Origin of the sequence: Anaerocolumna jejuensis DSM 15929 (genome assembly GCF_900142215.1) — a bacterium.
Taxonomy (GTDB): Bacteria; Bacillota; Clostridia; order Lachnospirales; family Lachnospiraceae; genus Anaerocolumna; species Anaerocolumna jejuensis.
On sequence record NZ_FRAC01000017.1, the window covers coordinates 14,942 to 30,445 of the forward strand.

The 15,504-nt window shown below is 34.3% G+C and carries 17 protein-coding genes; all 17 read left to right on the forward strand.

Going from position 1 to position 15,504, the window contains the following annotated elements; genetic code table 11:
- Positions 1-54: 54 nt before the first annotated feature.
- The 17 genes from BUB77_RS30695 (at position 55) to BUB77_RS16570 (ending at position 15,494) form a co-directional block, all read left to right on the forward strand.
- On the forward strand, positions 55-321 hold the full coding sequence (locus tag BUB77_RS30695; RefSeq protein ID WP_073277920.1) for a ParA family protein: 267 nt from the start codon (positions 55-57) through the stop codon (positions 319-321).
- Positions 299-631 (forward strand): AAA family ATPase, encoded by a 333-nt coding sequence (locus BUB77_RS30490; protein WP_242962533.1) that lies wholly within the window; start codon positions 299-301, stop codon positions 629-631. Before BUB77_RS30695 ends, BUB77_RS30490 begins: the two co-directional genes overlap by 23 nt.
- Before the next feature lie 56 nt (positions 632-687).
- Positions 688-894, forward strand: a complete 207-nt coding sequence (locus BUB77_RS30495) for a hypothetical protein (protein WP_242962534.1) — start codon at positions 688-690, stop codon at positions 892-894.
- Positions 894-3,287 carry an ABC transporter ATP-binding protein gene (locus BUB77_RS30500; RefSeq protein WP_242962535.1) on the forward strand — a complete coding sequence of 798 codons (2,394 nt, stop codon included), beginning with the start codon at positions 894-896 and terminating at the stop codon, positions 3,285-3,287. Before BUB77_RS30495 ends, BUB77_RS30500 begins: the two co-directional genes overlap by 1 nt.
- Positions 3,288-3,577: 290 nt before the next feature.
- Positions 3,578-3,802, forward strand: a complete 225-nt coding sequence (locus BUB77_RS16510) for a hypothetical protein (protein WP_073277922.1) — start codon at positions 3,578-3,580, stop codon at positions 3,800-3,802.
- Between the two features lie 5 nt (positions 3,803-3,807).
- On the forward strand, positions 3,808-5,718 hold the full coding sequence (locus BUB77_RS16515) for a hypothetical protein (protein WP_073277924.1): 1,911 nt from the start codon (positions 3,808-3,810) through the stop codon (positions 5,716-5,718).
- On the forward strand, positions 5,705-6,589 hold the full coding sequence (locus BUB77_RS16520; RefSeq protein WP_073277926.1) for a hypothetical protein: 885 nt from the start codon (positions 5,705-5,707) through the stop codon (positions 6,587-6,589). The genes BUB77_RS16515 and BUB77_RS16520 overlap by 14 nt, the downstream gene beginning before the upstream one ends.
- A gap of 1 nt (position 6,590) precedes the next feature.
- Complete coding sequence (locus tag BUB77_RS16525; RefSeq protein ID WP_073277928.1) at positions 6,591-7,631, forward strand: DUF6339 family protein; 1,041 nt, start codon at positions 6,591-6,593, stop codon at positions 7,629-7,631.
- Positions 7,632-8,090: 459 nt separating this feature from the next.
- Positions 8,091-8,312 carry a hypothetical protein gene (locus BUB77_RS29480; protein WP_139241212.1) on the forward strand — a complete coding sequence of 74 codons (222 nt, stop codon included), beginning with the start codon at positions 8,091-8,093 and terminating at the stop codon, positions 8,310-8,312.
- Positions 8,313-8,324: 12 nt separating this feature from the next.
- Positions 8,325-8,762 (forward strand): hypothetical protein, encoded by a 438-nt coding sequence (locus BUB77_RS16535; protein WP_073277932.1) that lies wholly within the window; start codon positions 8,325-8,327, stop codon positions 8,760-8,762.
- A gap of 20 nt (positions 8,763-8,782) precedes the next feature.
- Positions 8,783-9,448: a PoNe immunity protein domain-containing protein gene (locus BUB77_RS16540; protein ID WP_073277934.1), complete on the forward strand. Its 666-nt coding sequence runs from the start codon at positions 8,783-8,785 to the stop codon at positions 9,446-9,448.
- A 398-nt stretch (positions 9,449-9,846) separates the two neighbouring features.
- On the forward strand, positions 9,847-10,044 hold the full coding sequence (locus BUB77_RS16545; RefSeq protein ID WP_073277936.1) for a MerR family transcriptional regulator: 198 nt from the start codon (positions 9,847-9,849) through the stop codon (positions 10,042-10,044).
- An 8-nt stretch (positions 10,045-10,052) separates the two neighbouring features.
- Complete coding sequence (locus BUB77_RS16550; RefSeq protein ID WP_073277938.1) at positions 10,053-11,324, forward strand: helix-turn-helix transcriptional regulator; 1,272 nt, start codon at positions 10,053-10,055, stop codon at positions 11,322-11,324.
- Positions 11,311-12,282, forward strand: coding sequence for a WYL domain-containing protein (locus tag BUB77_RS16555; RefSeq protein ID WP_073277940.1), 972 nt, complete (start codon positions 11,311-11,313; stop codon positions 12,280-12,282). Before BUB77_RS16550 ends, BUB77_RS16555 begins: the two co-directional genes overlap by 14 nt.
- A gap of 355 nt (positions 12,283-12,637) precedes the next feature.
- Positions 12,638-13,336 carry a vWA domain-containing protein gene (locus tag BUB77_RS16560; RefSeq protein ID WP_073277942.1) on the forward strand — a complete coding sequence of 233 codons (699 nt, stop codon included), beginning with the start codon at positions 12,638-12,640 and terminating at the stop codon, positions 13,334-13,336.
- A complete protein-coding gene (locus tag BUB77_RS16565; protein WP_073277943.1) occupies positions 13,333-14,061 on the forward strand; it encodes a protein phosphatase 2C domain-containing protein in 729 nt (242 codons plus the stop codon). The genes BUB77_RS16560 and BUB77_RS16565 overlap by 4 nt, the downstream gene beginning before the upstream one ends.
- Positions 14,058-15,494 (forward strand): protein kinase domain-containing protein, encoded by a 1,437-nt coding sequence (locus BUB77_RS16570; protein WP_170866677.1) that lies wholly within the window; start codon positions 14,058-14,060, stop codon positions 15,492-15,494. The genes BUB77_RS16565 and BUB77_RS16570 overlap by 4 nt, the downstream gene beginning before the upstream one ends.
- Positions 15,495-15,504 lie beyond the last annotated feature (10 nt).

The following is a 15,504-nucleotide window of genomic DNA, read 5'->3' on the forward strand; positions in this document are numbered from 1 at the left end:
ATTTTAGAATGTACGCAGAAATTCAAGAAAAAGAAATCGAGGAGGAAAACAAAAATGAGTAAAGTTCTTATTTGTGCAAATCAAAAAGGTGGAGTTGCAAAGTCAACCTCGGTAGTAAATATCGGAATTGGACTTGCAAGATTAGGTAAAAAGGTATTGGTCATTGACAACGACCCCCAGGGATCTCTTACTGAGGCATTGGGATATCCAGAGCCGGACAAGTTAGAAGTCACATTAGCAACGGTTATGGATTGGGTTTTAAATGAAGAAGATTTTGATCTGACAGCAGGTATTCTTCATGACAGACAGCTCTTATCTTGAAAAACTACTGGACACATTTGAATTGGACCCTAATATAGGTCTGAAGCAGATGAGCCTTGGAACGAAGAGAAAGTTAGCAGTTGTGACAGCTTTTATGCATGATCCGGATATTCTGATTCTAGATGAGCCAACATCGGGGCTTGATCCAATCATGCAGGCGATTTTTATTGAATATATTTTGGAAGAAAAGAAGAGAGGTAAAACAATTTTCCTATCTTCCCATATTTTTCATGAGGTAGATGCATCCTGTGATCGTATAGCCATTATTCGCGATGCATTATTGTCTCTGAATTTGATCCATATCAGTTAAAAAAAGAGAGTGACAAAATCTATCGTGTTACATTTAATGACCACACGCAGTGGGACGTGTTTACGAAGCTGCCATATCAATTTTCTTCTATTAACGAAGAAAAACTTCGTGCGAGAGTACAGATAAAAAACAGCGAGATTCAGAAGTTTATGACAGACCTTTCCTACTATCATGTGGCTGATCTAACGGAATTTCCATTTTCTTTGGAGGATTACTTCATGCAGTTCTATAAAGAAGATAAAGTTTTCGAGGGGGTGAAGTGATGAGCAGGACTGTATTAAAGACAAAGGGATTGACGAAAGATTATGGTAAAGGCAGAGGTATCTTTGACATTGATCTTACAGTAAATGAGGGGGAAGTATTTGGCTTTATTGGAACGAATGGTTCCGGAAAGACAACAGCCATTCGAAATATGTTGGGATTCATTAAACCGAATGCAGGAACCTCTTTTGTAAATGGAAGAAACTCATGGACGGAATCTGCTGCAATCATGCAACAGGTTAGTTATGTTCCAGGTGAAATCGCATTTCCTGCACTTACAACTGGAACGGAGTTTTTAAAATCACAGGCGGATTATCTGGGGGTAAAAGATTTTACTTATATGAATCATGTAATCGAACTTCTGCAGCTTGATCCGACAGCAAATCTGAAACGTATGTCAAAGGGAATGAAGCAGAAGACCGCGATTGTTGCAGCATTAATGGGAGAAAAAGAGATTCTCGTACTTGATGAACCAACTACGGGACTTGACCCACTTATGAGAGATGCTTTTATGGAGCTGGTTCGTGAAGAGAAGGCGAAAGGTCATACGGTGTTCATGTCCAGCCATATATTCGAGGAAATAGAAGAAGTGTGTGATCGTGTTGCAAATGGAGGAAGTGGAGCCCCGGGAGATCAGACAAAAGAACAGGGATCTGATTTGTATTTATCATCTACAAAGCCATCATGGACGGGGTATACATTTAAATATTGGACTGCCAGTATCGGTGGGAATTATAATCCTGGTGGTAAATATACTCATGATCAGGATGGTGGAACAGTTACGATGATAGCACATTGGAAGGATGAAACAGATCCAAGCTGTAGTGACTTTTCGGCTACACCAAATTACTGGAGTGCTGGAATTGGAACAGTAACATTTTCGGCGCAGGATAATGGCTCTGGACTGTCTTCGGTTATGCTTCAAAGATATTCGAATGTGACAAAATCGTGGAGTAATGTTCAGACTTGGAGCTATAGTGGCACGACTAGTAAAAGGTATGGAAGCTATACAGAAACCTCAGAGGGAGTATTTTATTATAAACTGACGATTGAGGATATGGCAGGAAATGTTACAACAAAGACATCTGATTATATCTATTTAGATCATAGCAATCCTGTTATTAGTGGAACAGAAAACACAGTTACAACATGGACGAAAGTGGCACCTATGATTCGAGTGTTTGCAACGGATTATTTATTTGCTACATCTTATAATGGCTCAGGCTTAAATAGCCTTGTTATTAAAGATGATTCAGGAATTGTGGTAACAAGTGGAGTCGCTAGTGCAACTTATACGTTAGCAGATAAATATCAGGGAATACATACTTGGTACATTATTGCTACAGATAATGTAGGGCATGTGAGTAATAAGACAATTACGACCAGTTTTGACAAAACAGGTCCATCTTGCAGTAGTTTAGATGCGACACCAAATTCTTGGAGTGTTGGTAATGGCATAGTATCATTTACTGCCAGAGATCCGTGGTCTGGACTTTCATCAGCCACGTTACAAAGATATTCCTATGTAACAGGAGCATGGAGTGATGTACAGACTTGGACATTTGGTGGAACGACTGATAGTGTTTCAAGAAGTTATACAGAAACATCGGAAGGAGTATTTTACTTTAGACTTGTATTATCAGATGTACTTGGAAATACGTCTTCAACGAATTCAGTCACAATCTATCTGGATCACAGCGATCCGGTAATTAGTGGTGTAGAGGATACAGTCACTGATTGGACAAACGTCGCACCTACGATTCGTGTAGCTGCTACTGATTATTTGAGCGGAACAAGTTATAACGGTTCAGGTCTTCGAAGTCTCATTATTAAGGATGATGTTGGGAATGTGGTTGCATCGGGAGTCACAAGTACAAGCTACACATTGGCTGCAAAGTATGAAGGAATTCATACGTGGTACATTACAGCAACAGATAATGTAGGACATACTGAAAGTAAGTCAGTTACAACTAAGTATGATTGCACCATACCAGGAATGGATGGAACAGAGATTACTCATGTCAGACCAGATGGAATCACCGTATCTGGATATTGCCAAGATAACATTATTAATCAGCATATTGATGATGAAATATCAAGAAGTCCAAACAGAGCAAATCTAAGCTCAGGAATAAAAAGCGTAATCTTGTATCGAGTGACTGGGGCGCGAAAAGAAGTTGTCTATTCAGACAGAACGAAGGCTGTTTTTGGTTCTCCTGATACACATAGTTATTTTGATATGTATTATGAGATTACAGCTGACGAAAAAACATCAAGTTATTATGAAATAATTGTCATAGACTTTGCAGGGAATAAGACAACGAAGAAATTGACAAGCCAATATAGTTTGTTGAGCTGGTTTCATACCAGTATAGATAGAAGTTCGTATGAATAAAGAGGAAAAATTAAATGGAGCTTGGACAGATTGTAACATTAACCGTAAATGAGTGTAGCGAATTTCATTTTCTTGGTGAGTCACATGAGAATATAACGACAGAACTAGCTGATATATAAGATATGATCAGTAAGCACCCTAATATCAGGGTGCTTTTTTAAAATAAAATAAAAATAATATTGAAATATATCAATTATATAATAAATGTTATTGATAAAAATTATATTGTTGACAAATATATTCTAAATAATTACAATATATACATAAAATAATATTTGGAGGTGTTTGAAGTGGCGGAATCAAAACATGATAAATTTCTAAGAATTGCAGAGGCACGTACAAATAAAATAATAGATATGGTTAGATTGTTGAGCAATTGTTCCAATAAAGCTACGTACGAATATGATGAGGTGGATATAAAAAAAATATTTTCTACTCTTGAGCAAGAGTTGAAAAGTTGCAAAAGCAAGTTTCAAGATTCAGGAGATAAAGATAATAAATTTACGTTGAGGTGAGTAGAATGGATATTACATGGAATTTTCCGAATAATGGATGCGGTCAAAGAAGAGGAGTGTCAGATGCTGGTATTGAAACATTTACTGGAACAGAAATACAATCTTTAGCAAGAGAAATATGTCAAAATTCATTAGATGCTACTGCAGAAGGTTCTTCATCTGAAGTGATTGTAGAGTTTGAACGTTATAAAATTCAATCTAGTGATATACCAGGTTATGAAACATATAGGGATAAATTACATAAAGCATATAATTATTGGTCAACAAGAGATAGTGAAAAAACAATTGAATACTCAAAAAAAGCAATAAAGGCAATAGAAAATCAAAGTTCCTATGTGCTTCGAATAAGCGATTATAATACTACTGGATTGTTAGACCCATATGGGGATAAGGATGATGGCTGGAATGCACTTACAAAAATTGATGGTGGTGCAACTAAAACTGGTGATAAAGCTGGTGCTTTTGGTATAGGGAAAAATGCACCTTTTTGTAATTCGGATTATCGCTTGGTGTTTTATAGGACTTTAAATGCTGAAAATGAGATTGCTGCTCAAGGAGTATCAAGATTTATTTCTTTCCCAGAAGATGAAAATGATCCTCTTCGCACTATGACAACTGGATTTGGTTATTATGGCAATACGGATGGCAACTTACCTGTGAAAACAATTAATGAGTTAGATAATTTGCATAACAGAACTAAAGTTGGTACTGATGTGTTTGTTTATGGCTTCAATGCTGCAACAACATGGGAAGATGATGTTGCTTGTGAGGTTTTAGAAAACTTTCTTCTGGCAATTTACAAGAATAAACTCACAGTGGTTATTAACTCTAGAATCATTAACTCTTCAAATTTACCAGCACTTATGGAACGATACAAAACAAAGGTAAGACAAGCATATTGTTATTATAAAGTATTATCTAATCTAGAAACAAAAATATTCACAAAGGATTTTCACGGACTAGGAACATTAAAACTTAGTGTACTTGTTGATTTGGATGAAAAATTAAATAAAAAAGTACTGGTTACTCGTACATCAGGAATGAAGTTGTTAACAATTGGTAATATATCTAGGTTGATTTCTTTTTCAGGTGTTTTGGAAATGCAAGGAAAAGAGTTGAATGAATATTTCAGAGAAATGGAAACTCCATCACATGATAAATGGGTTCCGGGAAGATATGCAAAAAATCCGGTACAAGCAAGAGAATACCATGATGAATTAAAACAATGGGTTAGAGATATAATTTTAAGCTTGGGAGAATATTCAAGTGACGAAGAAATTGAAGTTGAAGGGCTTAGTAGTGTTCTTCAAAAAGAGTCTTCAAAGGCGGTACAGCAAGGTGAAAATAAAAAAGAAGATTTACATAATACAATCGGAGAAATTTTAATTCAGCCAAGAACAACATCCACAAATAACCCTAAAGGTTTATTTTATGGTGCTGAAGGTGAAGGTCAATCTAAAGGCAGAGATGCACAGGGAACTGTCGGTCAAGGTGGGTTTTCTGCTACAAGAAATCTAGGAGGAAATCGTCAAAGATCAAAAATTGACGCACATCGTGGAACTGTAAATCAGGGTGGACGTGATACTGTTCATGAAAAATTTGGAGGTGACACGAATCAGCCTTTAAAGAATATTCGTATAATAAAAATTGATAAAGACAAATTTAGAGCTTCATTCGAAGTGCCTAGAGATGTTATTACGGGGCATATCGAAATAGTTACGGTTGGTGAAAACGGAAAGTCAAATAAACTGCAAGTTAAATCAGCTATTGGTGTTTCTGCCTGTGAAAATGTAAAATCTAGTTCAATTGGTATTGGTTTTTCAAAGTTACAAGGTAATGAAAAAGTATCAATTGAATTTTGTTTAGTAGATGCAAGAGATTATGCTATGGAGGTAAATGTATATGAACATAACTAAAAGATTATATACTTACCCTGTATTAAGTGAAGAAAAAGATGATTATAAGTCGTCTGTTTATGATGTGGATTTTCAATATAGAATGAATGGGGTTAATAATCTGCTACTTGAATTTAATATTACTTTAAACAACGAAGAAATTCGAAAATTGTTACTTGATGGGAAAGCAGAATATGTAATTCACATTGAATGCACTAATACAGCATTTAGAACAACACTCCATTCAATAACTGAACAAAGTAATATTGATATACCTGTGGGGAGAATTTTTGGAAAACTAGAAGTTATTGCTCTCATTGTTTTAAAAGAAAATATCAATCATTTTGAGAATTCAGATTGGAACGAGGATTATAATGGAATTTCTTTTGATTTAGCAAAAGGAAGTATACTTGGCTATAAAAATTTGCCGGCATTAGATATTGTTAAGAATTATGAGGAGTTGACAAGCGCAAGTTCGATTTTTAAGATATATAAACGATTGACTACTGAAGAAAAACCAATGGATGTCAATATTGATTCATCGCTAATTAAAATAGGACTTGGAACTCAGGAATATGAAACTTATTCTCGCTTTTGTAAAAAAGCACAGTTTCAACCTATATTAAATTCAATGCTTGTTTTCCCAGCCTTAGTGTATGTATTTGAGGAGTTAAAACAAGAAATTGGAATAGAAGCAAATCAAGGAAAGGCGTGGTATATTTCACTAGATAAGGCCTATGAAAAAAGAGGTATAAATTTTATAGATGAGATAAAAGATGATACAAAAACCTCTGTTCAGTTGGCGCAAGAAGCAATGGAGCTGCCATTAAGCAAAGCACTATCTATGTTCACTGAATTGTTCGAAAACATGGAAGAAGAGGAGGATATTTAAAATGAAACTATACTTTATGAAAAAAGAGGCATTGGGTATCCTTAAAGATAATCTTGATTTAGTGTATAATAAATATTTTACCGAAAAAGATAATAAATGGCTTTGGACAGTGTGCGGTGGTGATCCTTTTGTTGAATATAAAGATGTACCAGATTTTCAACTATCTATGCTTGGTTCAGATATGTCAATAGGTGAAGTTGAATTTAATAATTGTAAGATTTTATATGAAAACTTCTCATTTCTAAATGAGTCACAAGCAAGTGACGAAAGATTGTGGGCAGGATTGTGTCATTCTGTGTTTTATGATTATGTTAGGAAAAGATGGGATTATGATAGCAAGCAGCCTAAAACTCAGAAAGAAGCTGTTTCGAATATTAAATCACGTTTTTTCTTTTCAGGAGGAACACGTGCAGGACTTTACAGAAATACATTGGCGAAATGTTGGTGGGTTGGCAGAAATACTTTTGATGGGTCTCTTCCAAGCCATTTTGAAAAACTTGATATAATAGGAAGTAATGATATTAGTAGTAAGATATCAGATATTTTTTATAGCAATAATTTTTCGTCAAATCCTACAATTCTAAATGGAATTGTAAACGGAATCAAATATTTCAAAGACGAGGGAGTTCAAATTACTTTACGAGAGCATATTAGACCATCATTACAATTATTAAATGCTGTAGGTGGTGGTTTGATACTAGACTGCTTAAGCGAAGATGAAATTGCTGAAATAATGATAGAAAATATTTATGCTATTATCCAAGGGGATGAACAAGGTATTGTAGCTGCGACTTTAGAGGATGAAAGCGTTGATACAAGCCTAGAAAACATCAATGATATTGATGATAATGATATGTACATTGCATTGGGAAATAGGGTTATTGTTTTTATTCCACAAACAAATGAAACTAAAATAATTAATGCGGACTATCTTGCTGGAACTAATCAATTTCCACCATTAGTAAAAATGCTCTTAGGTAAATGCGTTGGATACGAGGCTGATTTTCAAGGTAAAACATATCAAATAAAAGAAATACGGTAGGTGTATAAGAAGATGTTAAGGGGTACATGTATAATCATCAATATGTTCTAGATAATTATTGAAAGTTTGTGTCAGGCATTATATGGAGCAGAGCATAGATACATGTCTATACGTCTTACATAGAGTTTGCTCGAAGAATTTAGTCTGCATAGATTGATGTATCAATTTATGTGCTTCGTCCCCCGAGGAGTCGGGCGGGGGTCGGGGGGCTTGGAATGGTACACAAAGAAAAAGTAAATATTGTAGCTTGAACAAACCTAAAAATTAGTCGGGTTTTGACAAGAAAATACAGTCCTTCAGGAACTAGAAAAAAGTTTCTGGAGGATTTTTTTGTTTTTTAGGATTCATTTAGCAATCAGCTTTTTTTCAACCCAAATACATAATGTAAGAAATGAAAAGCCACTGCAAAAGAAAAAGGCGAGGCAAATCTTACAATTTGAAAGAAAGGAGATCAGTAAGATGAGAAATATGATTCGTAAAATGGATCTGGCAATCTTGAACGCAAAATCTAAGCTTCTTGCAAAGAAAGAAGGTAGCAATCAGCTTATCGTAATGTTCATCATTATCGCAGTAGCAGCAGGTGTCGCAGGACTTTTATATCTCTTCGCAAAAGGAACGTTGCTTCCAGATTTTCAGAACAAAATCACAACTTTGATTGATAGTTGGTTCAATCACGCGTAAGGAGGAAAGACCATGAGTGCAGGCGAAAAAGTCATCGCTAAAGAAATGAGGCGACAGGAAAAAGAAAGACGAAAACGCATCGAACAGGCAAACAAGATGCTCATTCCGGTAAGTAAAAAAACGGCGATGACACTTGGCATGATTTCCTTCGACCCATCCCAGTTGTCGGAAACCAATGACGGAAAACAGATGTCTGATAATTGGATTGACAAAAGACTTGATGATGCTGTTGGTAAGGAAAAAGCAGATGAGATTAGAGATGCAGCAGAAGATAATCCGGATTCTGTGTCTCATGAAGTGTACCATATAGATCCTAATGTGGATGATAATGGTAATACTCATACTGACACGCAAGAGGTTGACTCTGAGGGAAATAAAGTTGGGGAAAAGATTATTGTAGAGTATTTCGATAAAGATGGTAATCGTATAGACCCATCGTCAGAGGCATAGGTTAAATAAAGGAGGAATTGATGGTGAGAGATATTCGTAAAAATAAAGACTATTTTATTTCTTACTTGGAATACCAATATTCACGTTTAGAAAAAAGGACTGCGAAATTGAGAGAGAGTAAAGATGATGAAGAAAAGAAACAACGAATTCTACTTTCAGTAACCGGCTATGAAATAGATTTGCTAAAGGCTGAATTCTCATATGGTGCGTTAAGAGATGACTTAAAAACTTTATTGATAAGAGCAATAGATTTGATAAAAGAGTATAAGAATCCTACTAAAGAGGATATCCTCGTGCTTTTAGCGCTTTCAATAATCTTAGATGTTGAGAAGGATGCTGAAAAAATATTACGAGCAAATGCAAAGGTAATTTCGGAGGATAGATTGCTGAATTTCTTTTCAGAGTATATTAAGACTGGAAAATATGAGTGGAATAAATCACTTGGATTAGATGATGAATATTCGGAACTTGACAAAGTGTTTAGCAGTATGGATAGAGAAGAATATCTGAAGAAATATCTTGATGGTTGGTACTATAATCATATAGGATATGCATGGTATGATTCACATCTTAAAGACTCAGATACTTACTGTGGTTATTGGAGCTTTGAAAGCTCGGCAATAGCAAAAATATTTAATCTTAAGGAAACAGAGCTTGATTTATGCGAATACTATCCAAAGTTGTAAAAAGGTCGCATTGTTATAATAATACTTAATATAGGTGTTCGTTATATGCCAAATGAAATGGCATTTTTAACGGTCACCTTTTTAATTATATTGATATAGAATAGTATTAAAGAGATTTCAGTCAGGAGGTTTCGAAGCATATTGTATTAATGTGTAGAATTTAATATATAAATAGTATGGTTGTTATGGTTAAGAGAGGGCGATTCTTAATATGTAGAATCGCCCTCTAAAATAATGTCTTTTTGTATAGGTGAAATTCTTGAAAGATCATTTGTTAGGGGGACTCTAATTGACAATATTCGTCATAAGGTATATTCTATATTAAGGAAATACTGCACGAAAAATGATGTATAATTGTAGATAAATTAGAATTACTAACTAATTCAAAGAGGGATTATATGGAAGGTTATATTACAATAAAACAAGCATCTGAAAAGTGGAATATTACACCTAGAAGAATACAAGTATTATGTTCAACTGGGAGAATAGATGGTGCAGTTAAGTTTGGTAGAGATTGGGCAATTCCAGCTTCTGCAGCAAAACCATCTGATGAGAGAGTTACTTCAGGACAATATAAAGATTGGAGAAATAAGTAGGAGGAAGTATGGCTTTACGAGATAGTGTTCTTATGATTAGGAATTATGAAAATATACGTCAGATTCTCCGGAATATTTATATCTATGGATGTTTTACACGAGACGATTTCATTGAAATGGGGATAAGTGGAAGGAAATATGATAATGAACAGAGAAGAATTAGTGCCTACTTGCCAGACAAGTTTATACAGAAAAGAAGAGTTGATAAAAAGGTACTTTTGTATTGTTCTTATAGTATGGAAGATAGTGCAGAAAATTATTTGGCAGACACATATAAAAATAAGTCGTTTACGGCTCTTGATATTATGTCGTATTTTTTTGTTCAGCAATTATTGAATGATAATATAGAGATGACAGCTGCAGAAATCCTAGAGGATATGCCCAACTATAATGAAGCAAGTATTTTTACAAAGGATAACCTAAGAGTTAAATTAGATGAACTTGTTGATAAAGGGTATATTGTAAGCCGCAAAGAAGGAAGAAAGGTTCTATATAGACTGACACAGGATCTGTGGGCTGATTTTACTGATGAGGAGTTAAAAGATATTAGTTTATATCTTGAATTTTTAAAAAATGTTTCACCGATAGAGATGCCATATTATTTTTTAGAGCAAAAACTTCATTTATATATGAAATATGAAAGAAAAATGAATTTGGACGATGGAGGAGTATTTGCATTTAAACATAATCACTTTTTTAACTCATTAGATAATGATGTTTTGTTAGAAATTTTACGGGCAATCAAGAATAGCAATGTACTTCGGATTGGAATTGATAATCAAGTAGAAATAGAGGTCCTTCCAGTTAAGGTTATTCATGATAGTACATACGGTAGACAATACTTATATTGTTATGATGCAATATCGGATCGGCAAAGAGTTGTTAGGATTGATAAAATTGATTCTGCTAGGTGTGACCGTTTCCTGAAAAGCAAAGAGCATAAACTAATAGAAGGAATGGATAAATTCGCTGATGAGTGTTGGTGTACATCAGGTGTAGAAGAAGAACTGAAAGAAATTGTAGTAGAATTTAGATTTAATGAAGATAAGGAAGCTTTTATTTTACGAAGAATCGATAAAGAGGGTCACGGAGGAAAACTTATAAAGAAGGAAGATGGAAACTATGAATACAGGCTTAAACTAAGAGATCCAAATGAAATGATTCCATGGATTAGAAGCTTTGGAGAAAGAGCAAAAGTTTTATCTAGTGGGGATAGACATACAGAAGAGATTATTGCTCAGGATTGGAAAAAGGCGGTGAGAAATTATGAATCTCTTTGATGAAACAGAAAACAAATATTATGAGTTCTTATCTCGACTGTTACAAGACAGACGAACTTATAAGAAGAGTGATATTAATAAGTTGATAGGCAAGTATGTGCCAGGGGAACGTGATTTTGATGTGACAGATACTTTGTTTGCTGAAAGTGAAGGAGAAGAGCTGTTTTTTTATCTTAAGGATAATGAGTATGTTCCTATATTAGGGAACGACTTCCCGATTAGGAACGGAAGAATAGAACAAGAAGCGGCAAAGTCGCTTTTAGAAGATGAATATATTGAACAGTTTTTATCTAAAGAAAGTATTGATAAATTAAGAATGGCAACGACTGATATCAAAGAAGGCTGGTCCTTTAAAGATATCTGCAAAAAGAATATATTTGCAAATGGTGTAACGGATAATTCTCGCAAATACAGTCAGATAATTAGTATGCTCGGGACTGCTGTAAGGGAGCAAAGAGCAATTATTTATGATAATATACGACCTAATATATTTGAGTATAAAAATGTAACGGTTTTTCCAATAAAAATAGAGTTTTCTGTAAAAAATGATCAATTTAGAATTTGTGCGTACGAACCATCTCAGTATAGATTTATAAAAATGAATTTAGAAACCATGCAGAATATTAGATTGACAGATGATGTATTTACTGAAGATTTGCATGCTGAATATAAAGAGTACCTAAAGGCTAATAAGAAAACAGTCAAATTAGATGTTGAACCTGTAAGTCATGTGATAGAGCGATGCTTTAGAATCTTTTCATACTATGATCGGAAAGCTAGATATGATAAGGAAGAAAAAAAATACAGACTCGAAGTGTCATACTTAAAGGCAGATGAGAACGAAGTAGTAAAAGATATTTTATCCCTGGGGGGATATGTAACTGTTATGGAACCTCGGCATCTGCAAAAAGAAGTTTATAGAAGAGTTTTAGCTGCAAGCAAATTATATGAAAAATAAGTTCGCATAGTTTTTTTAATTCGGAAATAATCGTAATGTTTTATTCTTGGCATATAAAGAGAGAAAGCAGTATTAAATGGAATACCGATATTCAACCGTATGTCCTACACATGGACAACATATTGAAAAACACGAGAAAAGTCATTTAATACCCTTTCTCTCGGCTTTTCTTTGTTATTTCCCACTCTTCCTACTTTGTGTACTATTCTGTAAAACAACTTAGGAGCCTATATGAAGAAAGAAGTAGAAAATTTTTAAGGAAACCAATTGGTAAAGATTAGTGATGTAAAAGAAATTGACTGTGTAGGAAGTGTTATTGAAATTAGGATTTTATACAAAAAGGAGGAGTATATTTATGGGTTTAAATGATTTTAGTATTACGAAAGAAAGAGCATTACCAATATTTATTCTTGCAGATACAAGTGGAAGTATGGAAGGTGAAAAAATTCAAGCTGTAAATAAGGCAATTCAAGAAATGATTGTTACTCTTAGAAATGTAAATGATATTCGCGGAGTGTTTAAGATAAGCATTATTACTTTTGGTGAAGATAAGGTGACAGTTCAGCAATATCCAACAGATGTAAATGATCTTGAATTTGAGGAATTAAAGGCAGTAGGAAGAACCCCTATGGGAGAAGCAATTTCAGTTGTAACGGAACTTATTGAAGATAAGGAAATAATTAAGTCAAAAGACTATCTGCCTACAGTTGTACTTATTAGTGATGGTTATCCAACAGATTATTTAGGAGGAACAAATGCAACAATAGATGATTATCTTAAATGGGAGCCGATTAAGAATATGCAGGAAAGCGAAAGAAGTAAAAAGTGTATGAGAGTTGCGATGAGTGTAGATTCATCAACAGACTTAAACATGCTTAGAGCCTTTTTGAATAATGGAAGCAAACCTATGTCAGCTGTGGATGCATCAGATATTGCAAAAGCATTCCAGTGGATAACAATGTCGTCAATTAACCGTATGTCTAGCACAAATCCTAACGATATACAGAGCTTTTTAAAATGGGATGATAAAGACGAGGATGAAGTGATTATATGATGATTTTTTATGATGAAGATAAATTAATTCAATTTGCATATAGTGAGAGGGGTAAGCATCATATAGATTTGGGTCAAGAAAATCAAGATTCGGTTTATGTAGGAAAAGTAATTAACGGTACTTATTGTGTGGTTGTCGCAGATGGTGTTAGTTCTTGCAAATGGGCAAAGAAAGGGTCGGAAGCGGCAGTTGATACTGTTAAGAATTTGGCAATGAAAATGTCTTTAGGTGAAATCGCAGTTAATGATAAGAATTCTATAAGACGTTTTGTTGTAACCGATTGGAAGAGTCATTTTGAATCAAAGTGGAACGATTATGGCACAACACTCAATTTTGTTATTATCTGTAATCAAGATTTGGTCATAGGTCAAATTGGTGATGGACTTGTTCTAATTACTGTGGATGATGAAAATATTTTAGTTTCTGATATGGATGAGTTTTATTCAGTAGAAACATATGCATTAGCAGAAGCTGTTCTAAAAAGTTCATTTAATATTATTTGTAAAAAAATTAAAGGTAATGTTGTGGCAGTTGCCATGACGGACGGAATTGGAAAAGAATTAGATTTAGATACAATAGATGAATTTAAAAATTATTTAGTAGAACTTATAAAAGGAAACACAGAAACAAGGGAAAAAGAGATTGCTTCATGGATGAAGCACCTTAGAGAAAAGAATGATGATGATAAATCTCTTGGGATACTAGTATTGGAGGGATGGAATTGAAAGATCTCGAAGGAATGATAATAACTTCAACATCAGGTCAGACGTATTTATTAACCGAGAAAGTAGACAAGCAAGGAGCACAAGGCATTGTCTATGAGGAGTCGACAGGAAAATTTATTATCAAATTATATAAGCGTGGTAATGAATATCAAAATAGAAATAGAATGAATAAGCTTGAGTGGCTGATTAAACAAAGTTATCCGGACCAATTCATCAAACCATTAGATTTGTTTACAGAGCCTTATATAGGATATGCAATGGAAAAGGTGATTAATCATATATCACTGAATAAGTTGCTTGTGCCATCAAGGGAATTAACAATGTCTGAATGGTATAATGAGGAAACTGGTGGATTAAGAAGAAGATTATTTCTGGGACATAAAATTGCTATGCAATTTGCACTTTTACATGAATCAAATAGAGCATATTGTGATATTTCGGGAAACAATATTATGGTAAATAAAGATTCCAAAGTTGCATCTATTTGTATGATTGATATAGATAACATATACATACCAGGTGGTGATTCAGGGAATATATTAGGAACATCTAGATATATGGCACCAGAGATAGTTACAAAACAAATGCAGCCAGATATATTTACAGATGATTATTCACTGGCAGTTATTTTGTTTGAACTTTTACGATGTGGACATCCCTATGTAGGGGATATGGTAGAAGATGGGACTCCTGAACAACAGGAGCAAGCTTATCGTGGAATGTATCCATATGTTGATGAAGAAGATTCACCTAATTCATCGACGCAGATGCTTCCGGTAGAGGTTGTATTCACAAATAAGCTAGCAGATCTATTTTATAGAACATTTGTAAAAGGTAAGGAAAACAGGGTGGCAAGAACAACAGCAAGGGAATTTGCGTTGGCATGCTTAGAAGCATCTAATAAGGTTATGAAATGTAATGAATGTGGACATTGGCACTATGCTAGTCCGGATAAGGAAAGGAAATATTTTTGCCCTTGGTGCGATGAAGAAAACGAGAGACCAATCTTTCTTCAATTTAAGGATCGATACTATGTTGTAGATGCAAAGGAAAGAAACCGAATTATTTTGAAAGAAGAACCGGTTGAATCCTTTGTATTGAGAGAAGAAAAGAATGCTATAACAAATAACTATATTTCGAATCTTTATATCAGAAGAGATAAGTTTTCGAAGCCAGTAGATCAGTACTTTGTAATTAACAAGGCGAAGAATGGAAAATTCTATTTGCTTAATCCTAAAAATAGTATTCTTTATTTGCAAAAAAATGGTCAGAAGGAACGAATTCCAATTACTAAAGATAACGATCAGGTAGAGATAGGCTATAAAGATAGATTGTTCTTTTCAGATATTGACATTAATATCTCAAAAGACCCAAATGCTGAGATAGACGAGAAATATAGAGGACTTGTATTTAGAAATGCAGTCTTCTTATAAGGAGGTTAAC

What these genes read in the sequence shown, in the direction of transcription:
- BUB77_RS30695 (WP_073277920.1), top strand. Translation starts at nt 55, where the DNA reads ATGAGTAAAGTTCTTATTTGTGCAAATCAAAAAGGTGGAGTTGCAAAG.
- BUB77_RS30490 (WP_242962533.1), top strand. Translation starts at nt 299, where the DNA reads ATGACAGACAGCTCTTATCTTGAAAAACTACTGGACACATTTGAATTG.
- BUB77_RS30500 (WP_242962535.1), top strand. Translation starts at nt 894, where the DNA reads ATGAGCAGGACTGTATTAAAGACAAAGGGATTGACGAAAGATTATGGT.
- BUB77_RS16515 (WP_073277924.1), top strand. Translation starts at nt 3,808, where the DNA reads ATGGATATTACATGGAATTTTCCGAATAATGGATGCGGTCAAAGAAGA.
- BUB77_RS16520 (WP_073277926.1), top strand. Translation starts at nt 5,705, where the DNA reads ATGAACATAACTAAAAGATTATATACTTACCCTGTATTAAGTGAAGAA.
- BUB77_RS16525 (WP_073277928.1), top strand. Translation starts at nt 6,591, where the DNA reads ATGAAACTATACTTTATGAAAAAAGAGGCATTGGGTATCCTTAAAGAT.
- BUB77_RS29480 (WP_139241212.1), top strand. Translation starts at nt 8,091, where the DNA reads ATGAGAAATATGATTCGTAAAATGGATCTGGCAATCTTGAACGCAAAA.
- BUB77_RS16535 (WP_073277932.1), top strand. Translation starts at nt 8,325, where the DNA reads ATGAGTGCAGGCGAAAAAGTCATCGCTAAAGAAATGAGGCGACAGGAA.
- BUB77_RS16540 (WP_073277934.1), top strand. Translation starts at nt 8,783, where the DNA reads ATGGTGAGAGATATTCGTAAAAATAAAGACTATTTTATTTCTTACTTG.
- BUB77_RS16545 (WP_073277936.1), top strand. Translation starts at nt 9,847, where the DNA reads ATGGAAGGTTATATTACAATAAAACAAGCATCTGAAAAGTGGAATATT.
- BUB77_RS16550 (WP_073277938.1), top strand. Translation starts at nt 10,053, where the DNA reads ATGGCTTTACGAGATAGTGTTCTTATGATTAGGAATTATGAAAATATA.
- BUB77_RS16555 (WP_073277940.1), top strand. Translation starts at nt 11,311, where the DNA reads ATGAATCTCTTTGATGAAACAGAAAACAAATATTATGAGTTCTTATCT.
- BUB77_RS16560 (WP_073277942.1), top strand. Translation starts at nt 12,638, where the DNA reads ATGGGTTTAAATGATTTTAGTATTACGAAAGAAAGAGCATTACCAATA.
- BUB77_RS16565 (WP_073277943.1), top strand. Translation starts at nt 13,333, where the DNA reads ATGATGATTTTTTATGATGAAGATAAATTAATTCAATTTGCATATAGT.